Below are 15533 nucleotides of genomic sequence, written 5' to 3'. Positions count from 1 at the left end.
GTGCCCGAGACGCTGCCCACGATCCCCGCCGACCTGCTCCCCCGGGACGGCCGGTTCGGCTCCGGCCCCTCGAAGGTGCGCGCCGAGCAGGTCGAGGCGCTCGCGTCCGCGGGCCGCACGCTGCTCGGCACGTCGCACCGCCAGGCGCCCGTGCGCGGGCTCGTCGGCCGCGTGCGCACTGGGCTCGGCGAGCTCCTGGGCCTGCCCGACGGGTACGAGATCGCGCTCGGCAACGGCGGCTCCACGCTGTTCTGGGACGTGGCCACGCTGTGCCTGGTCCAGCAGCGCTCCGCTCACGGCTCGTTCGGCGAGTTCGGCGCCAAGTTCGCCGCCGCGGCGGCACGCGCGCCGTTCCTCGACGAGCCCGTGGTCACCACCGCCGCGCCGGGCGGCGTGGCCGTCCCCGCCCTGGCCGACGGGGTCGACGTCTACGCGTGGCCGCAGAACGAGACGTCCACGGGCGCCGCGGCGCCGGTGCGCCGCGTCGCGGGCTCGCGTGAGCAGGGTGCGCTCGTCGTCGTCGACGCGACGTCCGCCGCAGGCGGGATCCCCGTGGACGTCGCGCAGACCGACGTCTACTACTTCGCGCCGCAGAAGTCGTTCGCGTCCGACGGCGGCCTGTGGCTCGCGGCGCTGTCCCCCGCCGCGGTGGAGCGGGCCGCGCGCGTCGAGGCCGACCGGTGGGTGCCCGAGAGCCTGTCCCTGAGCACCGCGGTCGCGAGCTCGCGCCTGGACCAGACGCTCAACACGCCCGCGATCGCGACGCTGCTGCTGCTGGCCGAGCAGCTCGACTGGATGCTCGAGAACGGCGGCCTGGAGTTCGCCGCCGGTCGGAGCGCCACCTCGTCGGGCCACCTGTACGCCTGGGCGGAGGCGCGCGACTGGGCGACGCCGTTCGTGCCCGACCCCGCGCACCGCTCACCCGTGGTCGCGACGATCGACCTGGACCCCGAGATCGAGGCGTCCACCGTGACGAAGGTGCTGCGCGCGCACGGCGTCGTCGACGTCGAGCCCTACCGCCGGCTGGGCCGCAACCAGCTGCGCGTCGCGGTCTACCCCGCGGTGGACCCGGACGACGTGCTCGCGCTGACGGCGTGCGTCGACCACGTGGTCGAGCAGCTCGGCTGAGCCGCACCCCCGCCTGGCGCACGACGGGGCCGCGGGCTCATGGCACCCGCGGCCCCGTCGTCGTCACCCCCGTGCGGGGGCGCGTCCTGCGTGCGTCAGACCTGTGCGCGGCGGCGGTGCCACATCGCGGCGGCGAGCGCGAGCCCGCCCGCGACCACCAGGCCGCCACCGGCCAGCGCGATCGGCAGCGCGTTCGCACCCGTGGCGGACAGCTCCGGGTCGTCCGAGAGCACCTCGCTGTCCGGCGGGTTGGTGTTGCAGTCGGGCCGCGACGGCGGGTAGGCGACCGAGACCGTGGTCTCCGGGTTGACCTGGAAGAGCACGTCGACCGACGGGCGGACCCAGTCGAACTCGTCACCCTCGACCCACGTGCCGTCCGGCAGCTGGGTCCAGCCCGGCCAGTCCACGCCGCGGCCGTTCTCCTCCACCGCGCCGGGCCAGTTCACGACGCCCTCGAGCGGCAGGTCGTCGAGCACCACGGACGAACCCGTGGGGTTGACCCACGTGATCTTCACGGTCTTGTTGGGCGTGCCGACGGCCTCGACCTGGTAGCGGAGCTTGGGCACCTCGTTGTCGCAGAACGGCGTGAGGACCTTGACGTGCAGCTCGCACGGCTCGGGCGGGCCGTAGTCGTCGGGCTCGGGGTCGAGGCAGCCGTCCGACGTGGCCGCGGGGGCCGGTGCGACCTCCGCCGATGCCGCGGAGGGCACCGCCACGAGGGCCAGTGCGGGGAGGACCAGCGCGAACGCTGCCTTGACGAACCTGCTCATGAGACCGTGCCACCTCGGGGGAGCGTCGTGCAGGAGGTCAGTCCTGCCGGTGAGCGGAGCGGCGGCCCCGGCCGCGGGGTGCGCGGCGCGGTGCGACTGCTCTCGCGTTGGATCGGACGAATCGTACATATCGGGACCATCCTCGCGCGTCGAGCACCCGGAGAGCAGCAACCGATCGGGTGATTTCGGTCAGCAGCCGAGTGGCTCGGCTGTGCAGGAAGGAGCCCGCCCGCGGCCCGCCGATACACGCGTGCGCGTCACGAGTGCGCCACGCACCGCGCGAGGACCGCGCCGGGCGCCCCGAGCGTCGGCGTGGTCCACACGTCGACCACGCCGTCCACCACCGGCACCGTGACCCGGAGCGTCGTCTCCTGGCCCGGCGCCAGCACCACCGCCGTGGTGCGCACCTCGCGCCCCTGCTCCTGCAGCGGGACACCGACGAACCCCTCGTCCTGCGCGAGCGCCCCGACCTGACCCCCGACCGGGCCGTAGACCGTGACGCGCGTGTCGAGCCAGCCGCGCGGCAGCAGGTGCGGCCGGATGCCCAGCACCGAGTCGCGCCACGTCGCGACGTCGGCCGGTGGGTCGTACGCGAGGTCGATGCGCACGGTCGCGGTCGGCGAGGGCCCGGAGCACTCGAGCTCCTCGACGGTGACCTCGGACGTCAGGTCGTAGTCGAGCTTGGCGGTGGTCGCGTCGTCGAGGAAGACGCCCACGGCCTGCGGCGCACCGCCGCTCAGGAACGCCCCGCCGATCGTCGAGCGCGCGAGCACCGCCTGCTCGTCCGGATGCGCCGACCAGATCCGCACGCGGCGCTCGTCCACGGACCGGGCCGCGGCACGCACCAGCTCCTCGGCGTCGCCCGTCCCCGATCCGACCGCGCCCAGCACCGTGGCCGCCACGGCCGCGAAGTACGCGTCGGCCTGCGCGTCGTCGTCGACCTCGAGGTACACGTCGCGCAGGGCCTTCTGCAGGAACGTGCTGCCGCGGATCGCCTTGCCGCCGGGTCCGGGCAGCGGGCCCGTGGCGCGCAGCACCAGGCGCACCGTCACGGGATCGGTCGCGATCACACCGTCGACCGGGTCGCCGCCGTCGGCCTCCCACAGCGCGGTCGCGATGGCCGCGGTGCGCGGGAAGTCGGGTGAGCCCGACGCGTTCTGCATGTACCGGCCCAGCGGCGTCCCGAGGATCGCGAGCTCGGCGTCCGACAGCGCGAGGACGGGCTCGTCGGCCACCGCCACGTCGCGCGCCGCGACCTGCCGCACCAGCGACACCCGGCCGTCGTCGACGCGCAGCTCGAGCACCGCGCCCACGATGCCGCCGGAGGTCCGTAGCTCGGCCGAGTTGAGCGCCAGGACCAGGTAGGTGCGCGGGCCGTCGGCACCCAGCAGCGGCGGCAGGAGCCGGGTGACGTCGGACGCGCCGTCGAGCGTGGCCGCGAGCTCGGTCAGCGCGTCGTCCACGTCGCCGACCGCGTCGTCGAGCAGGCCCACCAGGTCGGTGCGGTCGAGGCGGGCGACGCGCTCGTGCGCCGTGCGCGCGACACCGGCCGCGTCCGCGACCGGTGCGGCCACGTCCTGCACGGCGGCGAGGTCGATCCGGCCATCGTCGGCCCGCAGGCCGTCACCGGTCAGCAGCGCGCCGGCCTGGACCGTCGCGGGCAGCGCCCGCGCGGCGACCTCGTCGAGCGACAGGCTCACGGCACGGACCGCGGTGAGCTGGTCCCCCAGCCACGGGACGTGCTCCGCGGCCCGCCACACCGGGTCGTCGGTCCGCTCCTCGGCCCGCGCCGTCGCGTCCTGCAGCGCGGGCAGGCTCGCCTCGAGCGCGGCCAGGCTCTCGCTCCCGTCCAGCGCCCCGTCCTGCGCCGTCACGTCCGCGAGCGCGTCCTGCGCGTCCCGCAGCGCGTCCACGGCTCCCGCACCGCGGTACGCGAGCCACGCGAGCGCCGCGACGACGAGCAGGAGCAGCGCCAGCACGCCGAGCAGCACGCGGCGCGCGCGGCGGCGGGGCCGGGCGGGCCGGGCGTCCGGCGTCGGCGCCGCGGACGCGTCGTCGACCTGGGCACTCATGCCGCGATCGTGACATATCGGACGCGGCGGACCACCGTCGCGTCCGCGGGATTCACCCGCGTGCCGGACTGCTCACCCGATCGACGTGCGGTCAGGCCGCCGAGGCGCGGTCCGCGGCGTCCTGCGCACCGACCCGGCGGGCGGCCGACTCGCGCACGCCCTCCACCTGCGCGGGGTGCAGGACCTCCAGGTGCGGGCGGGACAGGTGGTAGCGCACCTGCACGTCCCACGCGCGGCGGGCCCACAGCGCCGCGCCCGCGGACACCAGGAGCGCCGAGATCGAGCCGATGCCGATGGACCAGCGGGCGCCGAGCTCCTCACCGACCCACCCGACGATGGGCGAGCCCACGGGCGTCGCGCCCAGGAACACGATCATGTAGAGCGCCATCACGCGGCCGCGCATCGCGGGCTCGGTGGTCATCTGGATGGTCGCGTTCGCGGCGGTCATCATGGTCAGCGACGCCAGGCCCACGGGGATGCACGCGATCGCGAACGAGACGTACGTCGGCATGAGCGCCATGACGCCCGTGGTGATGCCGAACGCGAACGCGGACCCGATCACCAGCCGCACGCGCGGACGCTCGCGCCGCGCGGCCAGCAGCGCGCCGGTCAGCGAGCCGATCGCCAGGACCGAGCCGAGGATGCCGTACTCCCCCGCACCCTTGCCGAACTCGGTGCGCGCCATGAGCGCGCTGGTGAGCTGGAAGTTGAGGCCGAACGTCGAGACCACGCCGACCACGACCATGATGACCAGGATGTCCGAGCGGTTCCGCACGTAGCGGATGCCGTCCCGGATCTGCCCCTTGGCCCGCGGCGCGGACGGCATCGAGCGCAGCTCGCGGCTGCGCATGCCGGTCAGCGCCAGGATCGTGGCGCCGAACGTCACGGCGTTGATGACGAACACCCAGCCCGGACCGACCCACGCGATGAGCAGGCCCGCGACGCCGGGACCGATCAGGCGTGCGGCGTTGAACGACGCGCTGTTGAGGCCGACGGCGTTCGACAGCTTCTCGGGCGGGACCAGCTCGGCGACGAACGTCTGGCGGACCGGGGCGTCGATCGCCGAGACGCAGCCGAGCAGCCCCGCGAACAGGTACACGTGCCACAGCTGCGCGTGCCCGCCGAGCACGAGCACACCCAGCCCGGCCGCGAGCACGCCCTGACCCACCTGGGTAGCGACGAGCAGCTTGCGGCGGTCGACGCGATCGGCCAGCAGGCCCGCCCACGCGGACAGCACCAGCACGGGCGCGAACTGCAGCGCGGTGGTGACCCCCACCGCGACACCGGACTCCGACGTGAGCACGGTCAGGACCAGCCAGTCCTGCGCGACGCGCTGCATCCACGTGCCGACGTTCGCCACGAGCGCGCCGGCGAACCACAGCCGGTAGTTGAAGTAGCGCAGCGAGTCGAACGTGCTCATGACTCGGCCAGCCTGCGCAGCACGCCCGCGGCGTCGGCCAGCAGCGCGCGCTCGTCGTCGGTGAGGTCCGCCAGACGGCCGGCCAGCCACAGGTGCCGGCGGCGGCGCGTCTCCGCGACCTCGGCGATCCCCGCGGCGGTCAGCGACACCAGCACCGCGCGCCCGTCGCTGGGGTGCTCGCCCTTGGCGACCAGCCCGTCCTCGACGAGGCAGTTGACCGTGCGGGTGACCGTCGGGGGCTGCACGCGCTCGAGCTCGGCGAGCTGGCCGGGCGTGAGCGGACCTCGCTTGTCGAGCCACATCAGCACGCTGTACTGCGGGTCGGTCAGGCCCGCGTCACCCCGTTCGGCGCGGATGCGCCGCGACGAGACCGCGATCGCACCGCGCAGCTCGGCCGCGAGGTCGTGCACCGGGTCGTGCGCGGGGTCCTGCAGGAGGTCCAGCACCGGGTCGCTCGTGGGGGGCACGGGCGCGGTGGAGGACATGATCGTTACCCTACCTCATTACCTTGGGTAACGATCATCCGCAGCCCCCTGGCTCAGGGGCGTCCGAGCGCGCGGTACGTCCAGCCCGCGGCCCGCCACTGCACCGGGTCGAGCACGTTGCGGCCGTCGAGCATGTGCTTGCCCGCGACGAGCCCGCCCAGCACGTCCGGCTCGAGCTCGCGGTACTGCGACCACTCGGTGCCGAGCAGCACCGCGTCGGCGTCCCGCACCGCGTCCAGCACGTCGTCGGCGTAGTGCAGCTCGGGCCACGCCTGACGCGCGTTCTCCAGACCCTGCGGGTCCGTCACGACGACGTGCGCACCCTGCTTCTCGAGCCCGAGCGCGACCGCGAGCGCGGGCGAGTCGCGGATGTCGTCGGAGTTCGGCTTGAACGTCGCGCCCAGCACCGCGACGCGCTTGCCGACGAGCGAGCCCCCGCACACCTCACGCGCCAGGTCCACCATGCGCTCGCGCCGGCGGCCGTTGATGGAGTCCACCTCGCGCAGGAACGTCAGCGCCTGGTCCACGCCCAGCTCGCCGGCACGGGCCATGAACGCACGGATGTCCTTGGGCAGGCAGCCGCCACCGAAGCCCAGGCCCGCGTTGAGGAACCGCCGGCCGATGCGCACGTCGTAGCCGATCGCGTCCGCGAGCTGCGTGACGTCCGCACCGGTGGCCTCGCACAGCTCGGCCATGGCGTTGATGAACGAGATCTTGGTCGCCAGGAACGAGTTCGCCGCGACCTTGACCAGCTGCGCGGTCGCGTAGTCGGTGAGCACCTGCGGGGTGTCGTCGGCCAGCGGCGTCGCGTAGACCTCGTCGAGCAGCGTGCGGGCCGCGTCGCCCGCGGGCGTGACGACGCCCGCGTCGTCGGTCGGCAGGCCGTAGACGAACCGGTCGGGGTGCAGCGTGTCCTCGACCGCGAAGCCCTCGCGCAGGAACTCGGGGTTCCAGATGAGCGTGGCGCCCGTGGGCTCGAGCTCGACCGCGAGCCGCTCGGCGGTGCCCACCGGGACGGTCGACTTGCCCACGACGACGTCGCCGGGCTGCAGGTGCGGGACGAGGGCCGCGATCGAGGCGTCGACGTAGGACAGGTCCGCGCGGAACTCGCCCTTCATCTGCGGCGTGCCGACGCACACGAAGTGCACGCGAGCACCCGCGACGGCCGCGATGTCCGTGCCGAACGTCAGGCCGCCCGACGCGCCCGCCTCGAGCAGCAGCTCCGGCAGGCCGGGCTCGTAGAACGGCGCGCGGCCCGCGCGCAGCGAGTCGATCTTCGCCTGGTCGACGTCGATGCCCACCACCTCGTGGCCGAGCGAGGCCATGGCGGCGGCGTGCACCGCGCCCAGGTAGCCACAACCGATGACGCTGATCCGCACGACGACGCTCCTGACTGCTCGGGGAAAGCCGGATCGAGGGTACCGGCCCGCGAGGGGCCTCCCCCACGCCGTGGGTCCCGGCGCGGTGCGCGGAGCCCTGCGACGACGACGGCCCGGCACCCACCAGGGGTGCCGGGCCGTCGGGCTCGGTGCAGCTCGGCGCCGTCAGCCGACGAGCTGCTCGACCGGGCCGCGCACGAAGTACAGGACGAACAGCGCCGTGATGATCCACATGAGCACGTGGACCTGGCGCGTCTTGCGCGCGACCACCTGCAGCAGCACGTACAGGATCACGCCCGCGCCGATGCCCGCGGTGATCGAGTACGTGAACGGCATGAGGATGATCGCGAAGAACGCGGGGATCGCGATGTACCAGTCGGTCCAGTCGATGTCCGTGACCTGCGTGACCATGAGGAAGCCGACCACCACGAGCGCGGGCGCCGCGGCCTCCGACGGGATCACGGCGACGAGCGGTGCCAGGAACGTGGCCAGCAGGAACGCGATGCCCGTGACCACCGACGCCAGGCCCGTGCGCGCACCGTCGCCGACGCCCGCCGCGGACTCGATGTAGGACGTGTTGCTCGAGATGCCCGCGGCACCACCCGCGGCCGCGGCGATCGAGTCGACCACCAGGATGCGCTGGGACTGCGGCGGGTTGCCCTTCTCGTCGAGCAGGCCCGCCTCGCCGCCCACGGCGACCATGGTGCCCATCGTGTCGAAGAAGTCCGCGAGCAGCAGCGAGAACACCAGCAGCAGCGCCGCGACGACGCCGATCTTGTCGAACGAGCCGAACAGCGAGAAGTGGCCCAGCAGCGAGAAGTCGGGCGCGTCGACCACGGCGTCGGGCAGCGCGGGCTTGCCCAGCTTCCAGTTCTGGTCCGTGACTGCCTCGAGCGCGATGGCCACGGCCGTCGTCGCGACGATCGAGATGAGGATCGCGCCCCGGACCTTCTTGACCATGAGCACGATGGTCAGCAGCAGGCCGAGCACGAACACGGCCACGGGCCACGAGGCGATCGAGCCGCCCACGCCGAGCTCGACGGGCGTCGCGGGCGCCGACTCCGAGCCCGGGATCCACGGGACGCGGACGAAGCCCGCGTCGTAGAAGCCGATGAACGCGATGAACAGGCCGATGCCCACGCTGATGGACGTCTTGAGCCATGCGGGGACCGCCTCGAACACGGCCTTGCGGAAGCCCGTGAGCACCAGCACGAAGATCAGCAGACCCTCGAGCACCACGATGCCCATGGCGTCCTGCCACGTCATGTCCGGCAGGATCGCGATCGAGAACGCCACCACGGCGTTCAGGCCCAGGCCGGTGGCGAGCGCGAGCGGGAAGTTCGCGAACACGCCCATGAGGATCGTCAGCACGCCCGCGACCAGCGCGGTCGTCGCGGCGATCGTCGTCGGCTCGGCGAGCTTCGCGCCCGTGCTGTCCGTGCTGCCGAGGATCATCGGGTTCAGCACGACGATGTACGCCATCGTGAAGAACGTGACCAGGCCGCCGCGGATCTCGGTGCCGATCGTCGAGCCACGCTCGGTGATCTTGAAGTAGCGGTCGACGGGGTTCGTGGGGGGAGCTGTGCGCGTCGTCGTCGCGCCCGAGGTCGATGCCATGCGCGCATGATGGCAGACCCGTGTCACGCGCAGATGTCGTTCTCACGCATGATCACGGGCCACCCGGCGCCGGACGGGTGACGGGTCCCGCCGACGGCACGCCGGCGGGACCGAGGTCACAGGACGAGCAGCGAGAACGCACCCGTCCCGTAGCCCGAGACCTCCATGGTGAGGTCCGTGCGGCGCACGTAGGACAGCACCCAGGGTGCGACGTCGCCCGGCAGCGCCTCGCCCGGCTGGTACACGCGGTCCAGGCGCAGGTGCGGGGCACCCTCGTGGTTGAACAGCGACGCGGTGACGTTGAGGACCTCGCCCGCGTTCTCCGAGAGCGACGTCGGCAGCGCGCCGAGCTCGGCGGCCTCCGCGGCCGTGCGCAGCGGCACCAGGCCGAGCGCGGCGCCCACGTAGGCGGCCAGCGGCACGTCCATCAGCACGAGCGCGGCCAGGCGCAGGTTGCGGTCGACGTAGATGCCGACCAGCGCGCCCTGCGCGGGGTCCACCATGACGCCGCCGGTCTCGACGCCGACCTCACGCCCGATGAGGCCCTCGACGAGCTCGCGGACCTCCTTGGCGTTGGGCAGCGGGGTCTCGGCACTCATGCGAGCACCGGCTCGATGACCTCGCGGAAGCCCTCCGGGGTGAACGGCTTGGCGATGAGGAACAGCGCACCCGCGGACTCGGCCATCTCGCGCATCTCGGGCGAGCCCTCGGACGTGACGAACCCGAAGGGGGTCTGGTAGCCCGCGCGGCGCAGGTTGTGCAGGAGCTCGATACCCGTCATGTTCGGCATGTTCCAGTCGGACAGCACGACGTCGGGCTCGTCGGCCTGGACCGCGGCGAGCGCCTCCGCGCCGTCGGCGGCCTCCCGGACGTCCCAGTCGTAGCCGGCCTGGCGCAGGGTGCGGATGACGATCTGCCGCATCACGCGGCTGTCGTCGGTGACCAGGACGCTGATGCTCATCGGTTTCCTCCAGAGGTGGTGCCGGTCTCACCGAGTGTCACCCACACGTCGACGACGAGCAGGCGCCCCCGCCAGGACAGGGGGAGATGCTGCACCCGGACCGCACCGGCGAGCGGCGGGACCTCGGAGCCGACCTGCGGCAGGCCGAGGGTGCCCGCGTGGGGCAGCAGGGACTTGAGGTTGCCGCCGACCACGTTCGCGATCTCACCGAACGCGTCCTCGAGGTCGGGGCGGGAGACCACGGAGCCGGACTCGAGCGCGAGCAGCGCGCGCGCCAGGTCCTCGGCGGTCTCGTGCGCGGTGACCAGGACCGCACGGCCCGACCACTCGCCGTGCAGGTCCACCCACGCGACGACCGCGTCGGGCAGCTCGGGCAGGTCGCCGTCCCAGGGCAGCAGCAGGCCGAGGTCGCCGTCGACCATCGCGGCGAAGACCTCCTGGGCGATGGCGTGGACCGCGTCGTGGTCGACGGTGGTGGTGGTCATGCGAGCTCCTCGACGGGGACGAGCCCGAGCAGGTCGAGCTTGTCGCGGATGGCGTCCGGGGTGAACGGCTTGATCAGGTACTCGTGCGCGCCCGCGGCCAGCGCCCGGACGATCTGCCCGTGCTCGCTCTCCGTCGTCACCATCATGAGCGTGACGTCGCGCCAGGCCGGGTTGGCCCGCACCTGGGTCACGAAGGTCAGCCCGTCCATCACGGGCATGTTCCAGTCGATGCAGGCCAGGTCCACGTGCTCCCCGGCCTCGAGGTGGTCGAGCGCCTCGCGGCCGTGCTCGGCCTGCAGGGTCTCGAACCCGAGTCGTTCCAACGTGCCCGCGACGATGCGGCGCATCGTGCGCGAGTCGTCGATCACCAGTGCTCTCATCGGGCGGTTCCTCCACTCAGGGGGACGGGATAGGTGGCGGGTCGGGCGGGCGCGACGACCGGGCGCGCACCCAGGGCCGCGGTCCGGGCGGCGAGCCCGTCGGTGCCGGTGGCCGGCAGCGCGGTGCGCTGCGCGGGGACGGCTCCGGTGAGCGGCGTGACCGCCGAGGCACCCGCGGGGCGGTAGACCGACGTGCGGTCGATCGTGACCCGCTCGTAGCCGTCGTGGACGCCCAGCGTGGTCTCGGCCGCGCCGAGGAACAGCACGCCGTCGGGCCGCAGCACGCGCAGCACGCGGTCGAGGATCGCCCGCTTGGTGGGCGGGTCGAAGTAGATGAGCACGTTCCGCAGGAACACGATGTCGTACGGCCCGGGCGGCGGGGTGTCGAGCAGGTTGTGCGCGCGGAACGAGATCATGCGCCGCAGGTTCTCGGCGATCTCCCACTCCGTACCCACGCGCCGCAGGTGCTGCACGAGCATCTGCGCGGGCATGCCGCGGTTGACCTCGAGCTGCGAGTAGCGGCCCGCGCGGGCGCGGGACAGCACCTGCTCGGACAGGTCGGTCGCGACGATCTCCGCACTCATGGCGGCCGGCAGGTCCTCGTGCAGGCACATCGCGAGCGAGTACGGCTCCTGACCCGTGGAGCACGCGGCGGACCAGATGCGCAGGCGTCCCACGCCGCGGCGCGCGTCCACGATGCGGGGCAGCTCCGTGCCGCGCAGCGCCTGGTAGGGCGCGCCGTCGCGGAACCACGACGTCTCGTTGGTGGTCATGGCCTCGATCACGTCGGTGACCGCGGGCGACGCCGGCTGGGTGCGCAGCATCGCCACGTACCCGTCGACGTCAAGACCCGCCTCGCGGGCCAGCGGGAGCAGCCTGGACTCGACCAGGTACTCCTTGCCCGGGGTGAGCTGGATCGCGCTGCGCCGACGGACCAGGTCGGCGACGAACGCGAAGGACTCGGCAGACAGGCTCATGCCGCGACACCTCCTGTGAACAGCGCCCGCTCGACGGCGGACGCGACCTCGGTCACGGGCAGGACCTGGTGGGCGAGCCCCGCGGTGGCGACCGCGCCCGGCATCCCCCACACGACGCTCGTCGGCTCGTCCTGGACCAGCACGGTGCCGCCCGCGTCGACGACCTCCTGGCAGCCGGTGCGGCCGTCCGCGCCCATGCCCGTGAGCACGACCGCGAGCAGGTCGCCCGCGACCGCACGCACCGCGGAGCGGAACAGCACGTCCACCGCGGGGCGGCAGAAGTTCACGGGCGGGCCGTCGGTGAGCACCGTCTCGAGCGCGGTGCCCGCACGCCGCACCTCGAGGTGCCGGTCGCCGGGGGCGATGTAGACCGTCCCGGGCCGGAGCAGCTCACCACCGGCGGCCTCGACCACGGTGGCCGGGCCGAGCCGGTCGAGCCGCGCGGCCAGCTGACGCGTGAAGACGGGCGGCATGTGCTGGACCACGAGCACCGGCACCGCGGGCGGTGCGGTGAGCGACGAGAGCACGCGGGACAGCGCCTCGGGCCCACCCGTGGAGGACCCGAGCACCATCAGGCGCATCGCGTGCGGCGCGGGTGCGGGCCTCGTCGTGACCGGACGGCGCACCGCCGCGGCACCGACCGCGGCACGCGGCACGGACGCGAACCCCGAACCCGCCACGGGGGCGCCCGTGGCGGACGCCGGGGCCGCACCCGCGACCCCCGCACCCAGGCCGGGCACGGGCACCAGCGAGCGCAGCCGCGGCACGAGCTCGTGCGCGACCTTGGCGATCGACTCCTGCACGCTGCCGACGTTCGACGGCTTGGCCACGTAGTCCGTGGCGCCCGCCGCGAGCGCGTCGAGCGTCGCCTCGGCCCCGCGCTCGGTGAGCGTGGAGAACATGATGATCGGCATCCGGTGCCCGGCCGCACGCAGCGCCCGGACCGCCTCGATGCCGTTCATCTCCGGCATCTCGATGTCCATCGTGACCGCGTCCGGCCGCAGCTGCGCGACCTTCGCCTGGGCGAGCCGACCGTTCGCGGCGACGCCCACCACCTCGACACCCGGCGCCTGCGCGAGCGCGTCGGACACGAGCCGCCGTACGACGACCGAGTCGTCGACGACGAGGACGCGGATGGCCGCCATCAGAACGTGAACTTCGCGACGCGGTCGCGCAGCGCGCCCGACAGGACGGCCAGCTCGTCGACCTGGCCGCTCACGCCCGAGAGCACGTGCGACGAGCGGTCGGCGGCCGTGGCCACACCGGTGATGTTGACGGCGATCTCGCCCGAGCCGGTCGCGGCCTCGGCCACGCCCCGCGACATCTCGTTCGTGGTGGCCGTCTGCTCCTCGACCGCCGACGCGATGGTCATCTGGTAGTCGTTGATCGACGCGATGATCCCGGAGATCTGGCCGATCGAGTCGACCGCACCCGACGTGTCGTGCTGGATGGCCTCGACGCGGCGCGCGATGTCCTCGGTCGCCTTGGCGGTCTCGTTGGCGAGCTCCTTGACCTCACCGGCGACGACCGCGAAGCCCTTGCCGGCCTCACCGGCGCGTGCGGCCTCGATCGTCGCGTTGAGGGCCAGCAGGTTGGTCTGCTCGGCGATCGTCGTGATGAGCTTGACGACGTTGCCGATCTCCGCCGAGGACGTGCCCAGGCGCGAGACCGTGTCGTTCGCGGCCGCGGCCACGCCCGTCGCGGTCGAGGCGACCTTGGCGGCCTCGGTCGCGTTCTGCGCGATCTCCCGGATCGAGGCGCCCATCTGCTCGGCACCGGCCGCGACGGCCTGCACGTTGCGGGACACCTGCTCCGCGGCGGCCGCGACCACACCGGCCTGCGCCGAGGTCTCCCCCGCGGCGTCCGAGACCTGCGCGTTGGAGCCGGCGAGCCGCTCGGCGGACTCGGCGACGTCCTGCGCGGTACGCGCGACCTCGCCGAACGTCGTGCGCAGGCTCTCCTGCGCGGACGCCAGCGACGCGGCCATGCGGCCCACCTCGTCCTGCTCGGCGACCTCGACGCCCTGCGTCAGGTCGCCCGTCGCCATCGCGTCGAGCGTGACGGCGACCGACCGCACCGAGCGCGAGATGCGGCGGATCGTGGCCACGGCGAGCGTGACCGCGAGCAGCACCGCGACGACGAACGTCAGCGCGAGCACGACGATCATGCGCCGCGCGTCGGCCTGGCCGCTCTCCTGGATCGCGACGACCTGCGCATCGGTCTGCGCCGACGCGAGCTCGAGCGCACGGCCCGCCCAGTCCGGGTCCGCGGCCGCGTTGGCCGCCACCGCGGCCTCGAACGCCGCGGCGTCACCGGCCTCGACGAGCGGGAGCAGCGTCGCGTCGCGGTAGGTCTGCCACGCCTCCCACCGCGTGAGGAAGTCCCGCCACTGCGGCGTGTCCGCCGACGGGAACGTCGCGATCACGGCGATCTGCGCCGCGGCGTCGTCGTCGATCCACTCCGAGGAGGTCAGCAGCTGCGCGCGGGCCGCGGGGTCCGCGGCGAGCGCGCGACGCACCAGGAGGTGGCTGCGCTGCTGCTCCGACTGCAGGTTGGTGAACGCGCGCTGCAGCTGCGTGTTGAGCTGCGACATCTGCTCGAGGTCGTCGGCCGCGCGCGACAGCGCCACGCCGCCCGCCCCGCCCACCAGGGCGAAGCTGCCGCCGAGCACCAGCAGCACGACGGTGAACTTCACGCCGATGGGCCGGTCCCAGAACCAGGCTGCACGCCGACGTGCAGGCTTCTCGCTCATCAGCCGAGCTCCTTCGCGGAGTAGTAGCCGCCGTCGACCAGCACGGCGCGGTAGTTGTCCTTGGTGACGAGCTGCGGGGCCAGGAGGTAGGCCGGGACCACGCCCGCACCGTTGTCGTACGACGTGACGTCGTTGACCTCGGGGTCCGCACCGGCGAGCGCGGCGTTGACCATGACCACCGTGACCTCGGCCAGCTGGCGCGTGTCCTTGTAGATGGTCGAGAGCTGCTCGCCCTTGGCGATGAGCTTGGCCGAGTCGAGCTCGGCGTCCTGGCCCGTGACCTGCGGGGCCGGCGCGTCGGGCAGGCCCGAGGCGACCGTGTCGAGGATCGCGCGCGAGATGCCGTCGTACGGCGAGAGCACGCCGTCGAGCGTGACGCCGCCCTGGTACGGCTCGAGCAGCGTGGCCATGCGCTCGGCCGCGACCTCGCCCTTCCAGCCGGCCGTCGCGATCGTCTCGAAGTCCGTCTGACCCGAGGGCACCTCGAGCACGCCCGCGTCCAGGTAGGGCTGCAGCACCGACATCGCGCCGTCGTAGAAGACCTTGGCGTTGTTGTCGTCCGTCGAGCCGGCGAACAGCTCGACCTGGAACGGACCCTTCGCACCGGTCTTCTCACCCGACGCGTCGAGCACGCCCAGGCCCTGCAGCAGCGACGTGCCCTGCAGCACCCCGACCTTCGCGTTGTCGAACGACGCGTAGAACGCGACGTCGTCCGAGTCCCGGATCAGGCGGTCGTAGGAGATGACGGGCACACCCGCGTCCCCGGCCCGGCCGAGCACCTGCTTGAGCGCGGTGCCGTCGATGGCACCGACGACGAGCGCCGAGGCACCCGCGTCGAGCATCGCGCCGATCTGGTCGACCTGCGTCTGCACGTCGTCCTCGGCGTACTCCAGGTCCACCTGGTAGCCCAGCGAGGTGAGCTGGGCCTCGAGGTTCTCACCGTCGGCGATCCACCGGTCGGAGGTCGTCGTCGGCATCGCGACGCCCACCAGGAGGGTGTCCGGTGCTGCGTCGTCGCCGCCGCTGTCCCCGCAGGCGCTCACGGTGAGCACCGTGAGGGCCGCGAGACCGAGCGCGAGGCTCCGGCGGGTGGCTGTGCTGGTCATG

General features: G+C 73.3%; 15 protein-coding genes. 1 reads left to right on the top strand and 14 read right to left on the bottom strand.

The window, feature by feature from the left end; translation table 11 throughout:
• Complete coding sequence (serC, locus tag CELGI_RS02535) at window positions 1-1128, top strand: phosphoserine transaminase (protein WP_041574068.1); 1128 nt, start codon at window positions 1-3, stop codon at window positions 1126-1128.
• A 95-nt stretch (window positions 1129-1223) separates the two neighbouring features.
• On the opposite strand, the gene CELGI_RS02530 is transcribed toward serC, so the two are convergent.
• The 14 genes from CELGI_RS02530 to chvE form a co-directional block, all read right to left on the bottom strand.
• On the bottom strand, window positions 1224-1898 hold the full coding sequence (locus tag CELGI_RS02530) for a hypothetical protein (protein WP_013882546.1): 675 nt from the start codon (window positions 1896-1898) through the stop codon (window positions 1224-1226).
• 257 nt (window positions 1899-2155) lie between these two features.
• The gene (locus CELGI_RS02525) at window positions 2156-3970 is read right to left on the bottom strand and encodes a DUF4012 domain-containing protein (RefSeq protein WP_013882545.1); all 1815 of its coding nucleotides are present in this window, start codon (window positions 3968-3970) and stop codon (window positions 2156-2158) included.
• Window positions 3971-4061: 91 nt separating this feature from the next.
• Window positions 4062-5390: an MFS transporter gene (locus tag CELGI_RS02520; protein WP_013882544.1), complete on the bottom strand. Its 1329-nt coding sequence runs from the start codon at window positions 5388-5390 to the stop codon at window positions 4062-4064.
• Window positions 5387-5875, bottom strand: coding sequence for a MarR family winged helix-turn-helix transcriptional regulator (locus CELGI_RS02515; RefSeq protein WP_013882543.1), 489 nt, complete (start codon window positions 5873-5875; stop codon window positions 5387-5389). Before CELGI_RS02515 ends, CELGI_RS02520 begins: the two co-directional genes overlap by 4 nt.
• 53 nt (window positions 5876-5928) lie before the next feature.
• Complete coding sequence (locus CELGI_RS02510) at window positions 5929-7254, bottom strand: UDP-glucose dehydrogenase family protein (RefSeq protein WP_013882542.1); 1326 nt, start codon at window positions 7252-7254, stop codon at window positions 5929-5931.
• 165 nt (window positions 7255-7419) lie between these two features.
• Window positions 7420-8871, bottom strand: a complete 1452-nt coding sequence (locus CELGI_RS02505) for an NCS2 family permease (RefSeq protein WP_013882541.1) — start codon at window positions 8869-8871, stop codon at window positions 7420-7422.
• Window positions 8872-8987: 116 nt separating this feature from the next.
• Window positions 8988-9470 carry a hypothetical protein gene (locus tag CELGI_RS02500; RefSeq protein WP_013882540.1) on the bottom strand — a complete coding sequence of 161 codons (483 nt, stop codon included), beginning with the start codon at window positions 9468-9470 and terminating at the stop codon, window positions 8988-8990.
• Window positions 9467-9832, bottom strand: coding sequence for a response regulator (locus tag CELGI_RS02495; RefSeq protein WP_013882539.1), 366 nt, complete (start codon window positions 9830-9832; stop codon window positions 9467-9469). Before CELGI_RS02495 ends, CELGI_RS02500 begins: the two co-directional genes overlap by 4 nt.
• Window positions 9829-10317 carry a chemotaxis protein CheX gene (locus CELGI_RS02490; RefSeq protein WP_013882538.1) on the bottom strand — a complete coding sequence of 163 codons (489 nt, stop codon included), beginning with the start codon at window positions 10315-10317 and terminating at the stop codon, window positions 9829-9831. Before CELGI_RS02490 ends, CELGI_RS02495 begins: the two co-directional genes overlap by 4 nt.
• Window positions 10314-10697, bottom strand: coding sequence for a response regulator (locus CELGI_RS02485; RefSeq protein ID WP_013882537.1), 384 nt, complete (start codon window positions 10695-10697; stop codon window positions 10314-10316). The genes CELGI_RS02490 and CELGI_RS02485 overlap by 4 nt, the downstream gene beginning before the upstream one ends.
• Complete coding sequence (locus CELGI_RS02480; RefSeq protein ID WP_013882536.1) at window positions 10694-11674, bottom strand: CheR family methyltransferase; 981 nt, start codon at window positions 11672-11674, stop codon at window positions 10694-10696. The genes CELGI_RS02485 and CELGI_RS02480 overlap by 4 nt, the downstream gene beginning before the upstream one ends.
• A complete protein-coding gene (locus CELGI_RS02475) occupies window positions 11671-12819 on the bottom strand; it encodes a protein-glutamate methylesterase/protein-glutamine glutaminase (protein ID WP_013882535.1) in 1149 nt (382 codons plus the stop codon). The genes CELGI_RS02480 and CELGI_RS02475 overlap by 4 nt, the downstream gene beginning before the upstream one ends.
• On the bottom strand, window positions 12819-14426 hold the full coding sequence (locus tag CELGI_RS02470) for a methyl-accepting chemotaxis protein (protein ID WP_013882534.1): 1608 nt from the start codon (window positions 14424-14426) through the stop codon (window positions 12819-12821). The genes CELGI_RS02475 and CELGI_RS02470 overlap by 1 nt, the downstream gene beginning before the upstream one ends.
• A complete protein-coding gene (gene chvE, locus CELGI_RS02465; protein ID WP_013882533.1) occupies window positions 14426-15532 on the bottom strand; it encodes a multiple monosaccharide ABC transporter substrate-binding protein in 1107 nt (368 codons plus the stop codon). Before chvE ends, CELGI_RS02470 begins: the two co-directional genes overlap by 1 nt.
• Window position 15533 lies beyond the last annotated feature (1 nt).

Origin of the sequence: Cellulomonas gilvus ATCC 13127, from assembly GCF_000218545.1 — a bacterium.
Taxonomy (GTDB): domain Bacteria; phylum Actinomycetota; class Actinomycetes; order Actinomycetales; family Cellulomonadaceae; genus Cellulomonas; species Cellulomonas gilvus.
Note: the sequence above shows the minus strand (reverse complement) of the source record. Positions and strands in the feature narration are given on the sequence as shown.